At 43.9% G+C, this 13,086-nt stretch carries 7 protein-coding genes; all 7 read left to right on the top strand.

The annotated features are described in order from the left end of the window. Window positions 1–39: 39 nt before the first annotated feature. The gene (gene trpS / locus ABDW16_RS05055; RefSeq protein ID WP_343668153.1) at window positions 40–1,038 is read left to right on the top strand and encodes a tryptophan--tRNA ligase; all 999 of its coding nucleotides are present in this window, start codon (window positions 40–42) and stop codon (window positions 1,036–1,038) included. Window positions 1,039–1,163: 125 nt separating this feature from the next. Further along, the gene (locus ABDW16_RS05050; RefSeq protein ID WP_343668152.1) at window positions 1,164–1,799 is read left to right on the top strand and encodes a deoxynucleoside kinase; all 636 of its coding nucleotides are present in this window, start codon (window positions 1,164–1,166) and stop codon (window positions 1,797–1,799) included. A 102-nt stretch (window positions 1,800–1,901) separates the two neighbouring features. Next, on the top strand, window positions 1,902–2,660 hold the full coding sequence (locus ABDW16_RS05045) for a hypothetical protein (protein WP_343668151.1): 759 nt from the start codon (window positions 1,902–1,904) through the stop codon (window positions 2,658–2,660). 20 nt (window positions 2,661–2,680) lie between these two features. Continuing rightward, the gene (locus ABDW16_RS05040) at window positions 2,681–4,210 is read left to right on the top strand and encodes a helix-hairpin-helix domain-containing protein (protein WP_343668149.1); all 1,530 of its coding nucleotides are present in this window, start codon (window positions 2,681–2,683) and stop codon (window positions 4,208–4,210) included. Window positions 4,211–4,838: 628 nt separating this feature from the next. After that, complete coding sequence (locus ABDW16_RS05035; RefSeq protein ID WP_343668148.1) at window positions 4,839–8,036, top strand: SusC/RagA family TonB-linked outer membrane protein; 3,198 nt, start codon at window positions 4,839–4,841, stop codon at window positions 8,034–8,036. 39 nt (window positions 8,037–8,075) lie between these two features. After that, on the top strand, window positions 8,076–9,512 hold the full coding sequence (locus ABDW16_RS05030) for a SusD/RagB family nutrient-binding outer membrane lipoprotein (RefSeq protein WP_343668147.1): 1,437 nt from the start codon (window positions 8,076–8,078) through the stop codon (window positions 9,510–9,512). A gap of 338 nt (window positions 9,513–9,850) precedes the next feature. Continuing rightward, a complete protein-coding gene (locus tag ABDW16_RS05025; RefSeq protein WP_343668146.1) occupies window positions 9,851–13,081 on the top strand; it encodes a SusC/RagA family TonB-linked outer membrane protein in 3,231 nt (1,076 codons plus the stop codon). The last annotated feature ends 5 nt before the right edge of the window (window positions 13,082–13,086 follow it).

Below are 13,086 nucleotides of genomic sequence, written 5' to 3'. Positions count from 1 at the left end.
CAAGGTAGCTCCTAAGAATTTCCTAAATTGCACCCCATTATGGCAAACAAAGAGATAGTAGTAAGCGGAATCCGCTCTACCGGTTTTTTACACTTAGGTAATTATTTCGGCGCGATCCGCAATTATGTAAAGATGCAGGAAGCCTATAACTGTTATTTTTTCGTAGCAGACTGGCACTCCCTGACCACCCATCCTGATCCCAAAGACCTGCGTGGCAACGTTTACCGCGTACTGGCTGAAAATATAGCTTCGGGCCTCGACCCGGAAAAGGTAGCGCTCTATGTACAGAGCGATATCCCTGAGATTGCAGAATTATACCTGCTGCTCAATATGTTGGCCTACAAAGGCGAGCTGGAAAAAGTACCTACATTCAAAGATAAGGTACGTTTGAACCCGGACAACGTCAATGCCGGCCTGCTCACTTACCCTGTGCTCATGAGTGCCGATATCCTCGTACATCGCGCTGTAAAGGTACCTGTGGGCAAAGATCAGGAGCAACACCTGGAAATGGCCCGCAATTATGCACAGCGTTTTAACAAACGCTATGGCCAGCTATTCCCTGAGCCGTTTCCATTTAACTTCGGCGATGACCTGATCAGGATCCCAAGCCTGGATGGCAATGGTAAAATGAGTAAGAGCGAGAACCAGATGGCTACTTTGTACCTGTCTGACAGCGATGAGCTGATCATGAAGAAACTAAAGGCGGCCAAGTCAGCCACTGGTGCAAATGAAGGAGAAGGCATGCCGGAAGCCGTGAAAAACCTTTTCGACCTTATGCAGCAGGTATCTACCCCGGACGTAATCGAGCACTTTAAGAAAACATTCGAGGATGGCAGCATCCGTTACGGCGACATGAAAAAGCAATTGGGCGAGGATATGGTGAAATTTATAGCTCCCATCCGCGAAAAAGCTAAATCATTGCAGGACGATTCGGCCTATCTGAACAAAATTATGCGCCATGGAGCTGAGAAGGCAAGAGAAAGTGCGGCACAGACTTTGCAGCAAGCGAGAAAACTCATCGGCATTAACTACTACTGATCAAAAGAAGGAACGGCAACATTTTTAGGGTGATAACCGGATAAAATTGTAAATTAATGGGATATCATCTAATGGTAGTTGCTGCTCGCTGCCTTCAAATAAATGATTAGTGACCTCGATACATCATGGCAAAAAATAACAAGCTCAAACACATAGCGATAGCCGGGAACATTGGTGCCGGTAAGACCACACTTACTGAAATGCTGGCAAAGCACTACAAATGGGACCCCCAGTTTGAAGATGTAGAGCATAATCCATATCTTAATGATTTCTATGAAGATATGCCCCGCTGGTCCTTCAACCTGCAGGTATATTTTCTGCACGGAAGATTGAAACAACTACTGGATATTCAGAATGGCAATAACATTGTGATCCAGGATCGTACCATATATGAAGATGCGCACATCTTTGCCCCTAACCTTTATGAAATGGGATTGATGACAAAGCGCGACTTTGACAACTATTTTAATTTCTTCGAGACGCTGAAATCGATGGTGAAACCACCAGATTTGCTGATCTATCTCAAAGCTTCTGTACCTACCCTGGTAGCCCAGATTCAAAAGAGAGGTAGGGAATATGAGGAGAATATCCGGCTGGACTATCTGAAGCGACTAAATGAATATTATAATAACTGGATAGAGAGATATACCGAAGGACCTTTGTTGATCATTGATATCGATAAGAATAAGTTTCCGGAGAGTGATGAAGATTTAGGAGAGATTATATCAAAGATAGATTCACAGCTACACGGGCTGTTTTGATAAGAAAGCTGCAGGCTGATTTACAATTTCAGCACCGCGGGCTTTGCAAAAAAAAATGTCTCATACCGAAAGTGTGAGACATTTTTTTTGTAACTTCTATATATGAAATCCATTGTTGTTACCATTGTTTGCACCTGGTGCATGCTCACCATTTGTGCCCAACCTATTGCAGGTACTTATAGTAAACACCATCAACAACTCTTTACAGCACTACAAAACCAGGCGGGGCTTACCTGGCTGAAGGGCGCTGCTATCGGGGTGAATACGGAAAGGCGTTTTTTACTAAATGCACTCAGTATTCACACGCTCGCTGGCGCGTGGCCTACCCATTCCGGCACCTTTGCAGGCATGCTGAAGCAGACCGGATTTCGTGCTTATCATGAACAATTATTCGGCCTGGCTTACAGTCACAATATGGGAGAGAAGTGTAGTGTAGGGATGCAGGTGAATTACCTGAATACTACGACGATGGGTTATGGCAGTACCCACGCGCTGACGGCAGAAACAGGTACATTGCTGCAAATTATGCCCCGGTTATTTTTAGGGCTCCATGCATTTAACCCGGTCAATACACCTGATGTACCTGTCATCTTCTCCGCAGGATTAGGCTATGAAGCCAGTGAAAGCTTCTTACTAAGCACGGCTATGATCCAACAGAATGGACTACCACCTGCATTGAAGGTAATGTGCGAGTACGCGTTTATCCCCCGGTTCCTGATGGAATTAGACTGGTGTAGTGACCCCATGCAAAGGAATATGGCAGTGTCATTTGAACTAAAGAAACTATTTGTAAAAGTATATGCAGCCCATCATCCGCAATTAGGTTTTTCACCCGGAACAACGATCATATGGCAAGTGTGAAAATAATTACATTGATATTAATGTGCATACCATTGTCAATATATGCAAGACAGGAAGATGATATTGTGAATGATGATATGCAGTGGCAGCAGCTGGAAGTATACCGAAAACATCCTTTGTCATTGAACAATGCAGATGTAGCTCAACTGACTTCATTAGGGTTGTTGACGACCCTGCAAATTGATGAGTTGATCAATTATAAAAAGCAATTCGGGAAGTTGTTAAGTATCTATGAATTGCAGGCGGTGCCTGGGTTTGATGAAGCGACTATTCAGCTGATATTACCTTATATAACGGTAGCGGAAAGCAGCCAGACAGACAAAAGTTCAATGACATGCTTAGTAAGAAATGATCTGTTGCGATACCGTAGTTCCACCATAGGCATACAGGTGAAAAAAGATAGTTATGGTGCTTACTATTTCATTAAGAATTATAAAAAAATAAAAGCATTAGCTATTGGTGACTTCACTATAAACATGGGGCAGGGATTGATTAACTGGCAAGCCTACGCACCAGGCAAAAGCAGCCTGATTACACACATCAAAAGAGAAGGAGAAATAATCAGGCCATCCACCTCTGTTACTGACAACAGAGGTGCGGCTATTACTTTGCAACAAGGCCATTGGGAAACCACAGCTATCCTTTCTTTACAGCAGCATGGCGGAAATATATCTTACGTTTTGCCACAAGCCCACGTTGGTATTAATTGGTTAAATCATAATATCGGCATGGATTATGCCATTTCTTTGCGTAACTATCATCTATTCGGCGAGCTTGCTATCAATCACAGCACATCTACAATCCTTGGCATGCTGGCAAGTGTTGGTAAGATCGCAGACCTTGCCCTGTTTTACAGAAAATACAACACTGCCTATCAATCCATTCACGCCAGTGCCATGGGCGAAAACTCAAACCCTGTCAATGAAGAAGGACTATACACAGGCATCAGCATCCATACTATAAAACATTGGCAACTGGATGCCTATGCAGACATCTTCCACTTTCCCTGGTTGCAATATAAAACCACCGCATCAGCAGATGGACAGGAATTATTTGCATCCCTGACATATACGCCTGACAAAGAAACACGACTCTTCTTCAGGTACCAATACAAACAAAAATATCAGCAATCCAAAGGCGATGCATTTATTCCCCCCATGATTCAAACCCGCCATGAAAACTACCGTTTTCAACTCTCCCTGTCTCCAGCCAAAGGCTGGACCTGGAAAACACGCATAGAAGCAAACACCTGGCAGGATGATAGCGGTAACCAGTATGGAGGACTCTATCAGCAGGAAATGATCTGGCAACTACCCCAATGGCCACTACGCTGCACACTGAATTACACCTGGTACAGCACCGGAGGTACAGCTACCCGTTTTTACATTCCTGACAGAAGCGTGCTATACGATTTTAATTTATCACAACTATATGGCAAAGGAGCGAAGCAAAGTTGTACAATCAGGTGGAAACAAAAGAAACATTGGCAGGCATGGGCAAGAATTGAAATAAAGGGGCCTGTGACTATACAGGTTGTCTATACTGTATAGTATAACATGACATATATCATCTGGTGAGAACAAAAAGATATCACCTTCTTATCAAGGAAAAAGTTTCATAATGTTTTAAAAAACGACCAAAATCTGATTATAAAATCAAAAAATTTGCATTAAAACGCTAAAATATTGCAGAAACAGAAGTGTTATTGAATGTTAAATTTTCGTCTATAGAATATTGCAAATAATTTGTATACATATGAAAAAAAATTACCCTCTTAAAAAAAGGTTAAATTTTTCTTGGTGGTGAGTAAAAATTTTCTCTAAATTGTGCTCTTCAACCAAAATCTAAATCGTAATCATGAAAGAGGCCAGTAACTCTTTATCCTGTTTATATTTTGAGAATAATTTGTCAACCTGTGTACAGTGGTATAGCATACGACAGTACGCTTTTGCTTATGAAACAAGGATAATCTGATCGCTACGCTTCAAACTACCATCCAGGTTCTTGCCGCCTTCATCCCGGATGGTATTTTTAAAACAAAAACTAAATCGTAATAACAACTAAATCGTAATAACAACAGCTAAACTGTATTCTGAAAAAACTTATTGATTTGAAAAACTCATTGAACTAGGGGTACCTATATAAAAATTTTATTGTCAACTAAAATCTAAATCGTTTATGAAAAGAGCGTTACTCTTTTTCACCATGCTCATGGTGAGTGTAACCCTGACGTATGCGCAACAGCGCCAGGTTACAGGAAAAGTCACCGGCCCGGACGGTTCACCTGTACCTTTTGCTACTGTACAAATCAAAGGAACAAACACTGGGACAACTACAGATCAGGATGGATTTTTCAAACTGAACGCAAAACCAGATGCCGTATTGATTGTGCGCAGCGTAGGGTATGTAGCACAGAACATTCCGGTAGGTTCATCCGGTACTGTCAACGTCGCATTGAAATCTGATGACCAGAACCTCCAGGAAGTAGTAGTAACCGCCCTCAACGTAAAGAGAAACAAAAACGAACTGCCTTACTCTGCACAGACAGTTGCTCCTGAAGAATTAAACAGGACAAGAGATGTAAACATTACCACCTCCTTGGCAGGTAAAGTTTCAGGTCTTGAAATCCGTAAAAATAACACCCTGGGCGGTTCCACCAATATCGTACTGCGTGGCGCCAAATCCCTTACGGGCAACAACCAGGCCCTCTTCGTGGTAGACGGTGTACCTGTCGATAACTCTAATACCAACACTACCGATCAGAAAGAAGGTGCTGGTGGTTATGACTATGGTAACGCTGCTGCAGACATCAACCCTGACGACGTAGAATCAGTGAGCGTACTGAAAGGTGCTGCTGCTACTGCATTGTACGGTTCCCGTGCATCAAATGGTGTGGTAATGATCACTACCAAAAAAGGTACAAGAGGATTGGGTGTCACCCTCAACAGTGGGGTGAATATAGGCAAATACGACCCTTCTACTTTTGCAAAATATCAAAATAAATATGGTGCGGGTTATGGCTCTGGTTACGGTTCTCCTGATGGTTACTTCTACTACACCGATGTAAACGGTGATGGTGTAGATGACCGCGTAGTACCCGTTACAGAAGATGCTTCCTATGGTGGTAAGTTCGATCCGAACTTACAGGTGTACCACTGGGATGCTTTCTATAACAAGTCTCCTTACTACATGCAGACCCGTCCATGGGTTGCTGCCAGCAACAATCCAAGCGCACTGTTCGAAACAGCAGTAGGTACTAACAACAGTATCACTGTAGATGGTGCCAGCGATAAAGGTTATTTCAAACTCGGCTATACCAAATTCATAGACAAAGGTATTATGCCTAATAGCCGTATCGCAAAAGATCTCATCAACTTCGGTGCATCTTACAACATCTCCAACAAGTTAACCGCCAGCGCTTCTGTCAACTCTTCTATCATCGATGGTCTGGGCCGCTACGGTACAGGTTATGATTCCAAAAACCTGATGACAAACGTGAGGGAATGGTGGGAAACCAACGTAGATGTGAAGGAACAAAAAGACATGTACTTTATTGAAAAGCGCAACATCACCTGGAACCAGGCAGATGTAGGTGCGCTGAATCCTATCTTCTGGGATAACCCTTACTGGACCAGGTATGAAAACTATGAAACTGATGGTCGTACCCGTAACTTCGGCAACATCAGTCTGAACTATAAAGCAGCTGACTGGTTAGACATCGTTGGTCGTGTATCACTGGATAACTACAATGAACACCAGGAAGAAAGATCTGCCATCGGTTCTATCGACGTATCCAAATTCAGCGAATTCAAACGTACATTCAGCGAGTATAACTACGACCTGATGCTGAACTTTAATAAAAATATCACCCAGGACCTGACCTTCAAAGGTATATTGGGTGGAAACGTAAGACAGACTAATATCAGCTCTATCTTATCTTCTACTAACGGCGGTCTCCTCATCCCTCGTCTGTATGCCCTGCTGAATACTGCTAACCCGATGGAAGCACCTACCGAAATCTCTACCAGGGAAGAAGTAGATGGTATTTATGCTGCGGCTAACTTCGGTCTGAAAGAATTATTATTTCTGGATCTGACACTGAGAAGAGACCAGTCTTCCACACTCCCTAAAGGCAACAACAGTTACTATTATCCCTCTGCCTCTCTTGGTTTTGTATTCTCCAAGCTGATCCCTGAAGCTACCTGGTTATCCAATGGTAAAGTGAGGGTAAACTGGGCAGAAGTGGGTAACACCGCACCTCCACTGTATACTAAAAACTATTACGACGTACCAACCGGTATCGATGGGGTAGCATTAGGTTCAGTAGGTGGTACCAAGTACAATCCTGATCTGAAACCAGAAAAAACAAGGAGCTTCGAAGCCGGTCTGGAAATGTCTTTCCTGAATAACCGTTTAGGTTTCGATGCAACATACTATAAACAAAATACTGTTGACCAGATCGTACCATTACCAGTATCCACATCTACTGGTTATGATTATAAAGTAATCAACGCCGGCGACATCCAGAACCAGGGTATTGAATTGTCTGTATTCGGTACACCTGTAAAAACAAAAGACTTCTCCTGGACAGTTAATGTAAACTGGTCCCGCAACCGCAACAAGGTGGTATCATTGCCTGGTATTGACAAGCTGCAGCTGGGTGACTTCCAGGGCGGTATTACTGTGAATGCAGTAGTAGGTCAACCTTACGGTACCATCACTGGTTCTGACTTCATTTACAAAGATGGTCAGAAGGTAGTAGATGCAGATGGTTACTATGAAATAACTGGTACGTCCAACCACACCATCGGTAACGTAAACCCTGACTGGATTGGTAGTATCTCCAACACACTCAAGTATAAGAATATAGCACTGAGCTTCCTGATAGATGTACGTCATGGTGGCGACATGTTCAATATGGATATGTACTACGGTCTGGCTACAGGTCTCTTTCCTGAAACCGCACAACTCAACGATCTGGGCAATGAGTCGAGAGCACCACTCAGCGAAGGTGGTGGTGTGATCCTGCCTGGTGTAACTGAAGATGGTAAACCAAATGCTACACGTATTGCAAACGAATACGGTACTTATGGTTACTACTACAATCCTGACAAAGCATTCGTATACGACGCGAGCTATGTAAAACTGCGTGAAGTATCGCTGACATACTCTTTACCAACATCTGTAATCAGGCACATCAATCCTTTCAAAGGAGTAGATCTTTCACTGACAGGTCGTAACCTGTGGATTATCCACAAGAACATGCCTTACGCAGATCCTGATGATGCAATGAGCTCCGGTAACGCACAGGGCTTTATGGTGGGTAGCTACCCTTCTGTAAGAACTTTTGGTGCTAACCTGAGATTACGTTTCTAACAGTGAGATCAGATGTTTAAAAAAAGTAAAAAAGCAATCATGAAAAAATATATCATATACGGTTCCTTTGCTGCAATGGGTATACTGTCTACGGTATCCTGTACAAAGAACATTACCGACTTAAATACAAACCCAAATAAACCCAGCACCGTGAGTGCATCTGCCCTGTATGCCAGTGCGACCAAAGAAATGGCAGATGCGATCACCAGCACAAACGTAAACCTGGGCATCTTCAGGCTGATTGTGCAGCAATGGACAGAAACGACTTACATCGATGAGAGTAACTATAACCTTGTAACCAGGACCATTCCTGATAACTTCTGGGATGCTTTCTACACAGATGCACTCATGGATCTGAAAGAAGCCAAAACTATCCTGGAAGCTGATGAAAGTACCGATGCTGCCGTGAAGAAAAATATGCTGGCACAGATTGATGTGATGTCAGTATATGGTACTTCGGTGTTGGTAAATACATTTGGTAATGTGCCTTATTCAGAATCACTGAACTCTGATAATATTTTCAACAAATACGATGATGCACATACCATCTATACTGACCTGTTAGCCCGTCTGGATGCAGATTTGGCTGCTTTCGATGAAAGTGCAGAAGGTATGGGTACATCTAATATGCTGTTCAGCAGCGATGAGATTGCAAACTGGAAAAAGTTTACAAACTCATTGAAACTACGCCTGGGTATTTTGCTGGCAGATATCGATCCTGCTACAGCACAGACTGTTGTAACAGCAGCATCTGCAGGTGCATTTGATACACAGGGTGAATATGCAAAATTCCCTTATTCAACGGTTCCCCCAAATACCAACCCACTGTGGGAAGACCTGGTGCAGAGCGGACGTCAGGACTTCGTAGGTTCAAATACCTTTGTTGATTATATCAACTCAGTAGAAGATCCAAGAAGACCATTCTATTTCACTACAATTGGTGGTATTTATAAAGGGGGTACCAATGGTGTGAAGAGCCCTTATGCAAACTATTCACATCCCGGTGAGCTGATGGAAAAGAAAGATCTGCCTGGTGTATTCATTGATTACTCAGAGGTAGAATTCATCCGGGCAGAAGCTGTGGAAAGAGGCTGGGCTGTGGGTGGCACCGCAATTACACATTATAACAATGCGATTACCAATTCTATCCTTTACTGGGGTGGTACAGAAGAGGATGCTACGACCTACCTGTTAAGAACAGACGTAAATTATCTGACTGCTGCGGGTGACTGGAAGCAGAAGATTGGTATGCAGGAATGGATTGCATTGTACAATCGTGGGTTCGATGCATGGACTGCACAGCGTCACCTGGATTACCCGCAACTGAATCCTCCGCCAAAGGCACAGTCCGGATATCCTGTGCGTTTCACATATCCGATTGCAGAGCAGAACCTGAACACCACGAACTATAACCAGGCAGCTTCTGCCATTGGTGGTGATGTGGTTGAGACGAAGTTGTTCTGGGATTTATATTAATAAGCAATACCCTAATAATAAGAAAAGGTTGCCGGTTTTTACCGGTAACCTTTTTTTGCTTAAAGCGCCCTGCCCCAGGCAAATCATCTCCTCAACCGACCCGGCAATCCCCGCAATTGAACCATTTATAATTACCGTATGTTATAATAGTAATTTAATGCTTTACGGAAACTAAAAATCTAAAGGAACGACCATATTCTGATACAAAGCCGTCAGGATACTTCTATTTGTACTTGTACTTGTAAGTTTTTCATTAGGCCATACCGTGTGAACCCATACCGCTATGCGGTATGCGTCCTCTTCATGCCATATGGTGAACATAATAAATCTGCATCGTTATGTTAAAACACTTACTGACCTTGTTCATTATTTTTTCTCTCACCACAGGACTGCATGCACAACAACGTGTGGTAACCGGTAAAATCACCGGTCCTGATGGAGGCCCCGTCCCCTTTGCCACCATCCAGGTAAAGGGAACCAACCAGGGGACTACCGCCGACCAGTCAGGTAATTTCAGGTTAACCCTCAACACGGACAATGCGATACTTCAAATAAGAAGCGTCGGCTATTCCTCGAAAGAAGTTCCCGCAGGTAGTGGCGGGGTCATCAACGTTTCCCTGGCACAGGACAATCAGAATCTGCAGGAAGTAGTCGTTACAGGTCTCGGCATCAGGCGTGAAAAGAAAGCACTCGGCTATGCTGTACAGGATGTAAAAGGAGATGAACTCACCAAAGCCAGCCAGGGTGACGCACTCAGGGCAATGTCAGGCAAAGTAGCCGGTATGCAGGTCATCGGTTCTGGTGGTACACCCGGCGCCGCTACCTTCATCAAACTAAGAGGTACAAACTCCCTCACAGGTAACAACCAACCACTCTTTGTAGTAGATGGTATTCCTGTGGATAACGGGCAAAACTATTCCGGTGACCCGTCTGACGGTACAAACAATCTATTGCAGGGTGCTACCAATACGAACCGTGGTGCAGATATCAACCCTGAAGATATCGAAAGCATCTCTGTGCTGAAAGGTCCTGCCGCTGCTGCCTTGTATGGTATAGATGCAGCGAACGGTGCTATTATCATCACTACTAAAAAAGGAAAGGCCGGCAGGATGCAGGTTGATTTCAGCACAGGGGTTTCCTTTGATGTAGTGAACCGCCTGCCGGGTATTCAAAAGCAATATGTAAAAGGATTAAGTGGCGCCATTGCACCGTTCTCTTCTTCCACCCGTTATTCCTGGGGCGCCAATATCGATACACTTTTCTGGGATGGTAATGCAAACGAATTTGATAGACATGGTAATGTGGTAGGTGCATCTAATGCTGCTGCAAAAACGAAGTTCGTGCCTTATGATAATACCAAAGATTTCTGGCGTACGGGGGCGACTTACAACAATTCGCTTTCCTTTACAGGTGGTACAGATGCAGCTACTTACCGCATGTCTGTTTCTCACATGTACCAGAATTCTATCGTGCCAGTCCAAAGCTATTCCCGTACTTCCATCGCCATGGCAGGTACTTTGAAGATATCTGACAGGGTGAAAGTATCCGGCAACCTGAACTACACAAACGATGGGGGTAATATGCCACAGAACGGTAGTAACACCTCTGGTATTATGCTGGGTCTGACCAGAACACCTATCGATTTTGATAACTCCAATGGCGGACTAAAAGCGGATGATCCTAAGACCTATTTATTGTCAAACGGGTTAGTCAGATCATATAGGAATGGCATATATGATAATCCATACTGGACCATCAATAAAAACCCATATACCACATCAGTCAATCGTCTCATAGGTAGTACACAGGTAGACTGGAATATCTGGAAAGACCTCTCTCTTACTTATAGGGTAGGTACGGACGTATACCAGGATAACCGTCACCAGTATTATGAAATACAATCTGGTGCCTATTCCGGCGGTCGTGTATTTGACGACAGGTATACTTACAGGAGTGTGAACTCAGATGCGATCCTGACATGGGCAAAACAACTCTCCAAAGACTTCAGGCTCGATGTAAAGCTGGGTAACAACTATTACTCCCGTAAGCTGGATGAGTTGTATACACAAGGCGATGGGCTGACAGCCCCGGGGTATGACAATATCAGCAATGCCACCGTACAGAAGTCATATAATTTCGTGACGCCCTATAGAAGGGTCTCCGGTTATTTTGATATCAACCTGGATTACAAATCTATGTTGTTCCTGGAAATAACAGGACGTAATGACTGGTCTTCTACATTGCCCAAAAATAGTAATTCCTTCTTCTATCCCTCTGCCAGCTTAGGTTGGGTATTCACAGAGCTGGAAGGGCTGAAGGATAATGATGTATTGAATTTTGGTAAGGTCCGTGTATCAGTAGCGCAGGTAGGTAAAGACCCCGGTGAGTTCCGTACCCGGTCGTTCTTTGCACCTACTACATTTGCAGATGGTTATACATCAGGTATCTCTTTCCCCTATGATAGTAAAGGTAGTTTCTTCCTTGACAATGTATTGGGCAACCCAGATCTGAAGCCAGAGAAAACAACATCCTACGAAGCTGGTTTACAATTGCAGTTTTTCCACAACAGGTTGGGGCTGGATGCGACCTATTATTATTCAAAAGGTACTGACCTGATTGTACAATCACCGATTGCAGGTACCTCCGGTTTCCAGTTCGTGACCCTGAATGCGGGCAGTATCCGGAACAATGGAGTGGAAGTTACATTAAACGGTAAGATCCTTGCAGACAGGCCCTTTACCTGGGATATGAACATTAACTACTCCATGAACCGGAGTAAAGTACTGAAACTGGCGCCCGGCATCAGCCAGATAACCGTCAATGGTTTTACCGGTACCGTGATCGCACACCTGCCTGATCAACCTGCAGGTATCATCTATGCATATGGATGGCTCAGGGATAGCCAGGGACGTGTGGTAATCAGCGATAAGAGTGATGACTTCGGTTACCCGGTAGTATCTACAGAACAAAAGGCAGTCGGTAATCCTAACCCTAAATTCCTGATGGGGTGGGGCAATACCTTCAGCTATAAAGGATTTACACTGTATACCCTGATTGACTGGAAATGCAAGGGTGACATTTGGGACGGTACCCGTGGATCACTCATGGCAATAGGCACATCCAAATATACCTTGAACAGGGAGACTGAACATACATTTGGCGGCGTGATGGGCCACCTGAATGATGCAGGTGAATTAGTGCATACAGAAGGTGGTTCAGAGGTAGCGGGTGCAGGTGCAGTCAATACCACAGCTGTACCACTGGATCAAAACTGGTACCTGGGGAATGGCGGTGGATTCGGTGCACAGACAGAAACCTTCATCGATGACGGTTCTTATGTAAAACTGCGCGAAGTGACCTTATCCTATGATTTCAAAGGATTCAGGGAATCGAAATTTATCAGGGGTATCACGGTAAGTACGTTTGCACGTAACATCATTTTATGGACACCCTATAAGGGAATTGACCCGGAAACAAGTTTGACAGGTGCTACAAATGCACAGGGTATTGATTACTTCAATATGCCTGGTACAGCCAGTTTTGGTCTGAATTTGAAGTTCCATTTCTAAACCGA

Origin of the sequence: Chitinophaga sp., from assembly GCF_039596135.1 — a bacterium.
Classification (GTDB): Bacteria; Bacteroidota; Bacteroidia; order Chitinophagales; family Chitinophagaceae; genus Chitinophaga.
Note: the sequence above shows the minus strand (reverse complement) of the source record. Positions and strands in the feature narration are given on the sequence as shown.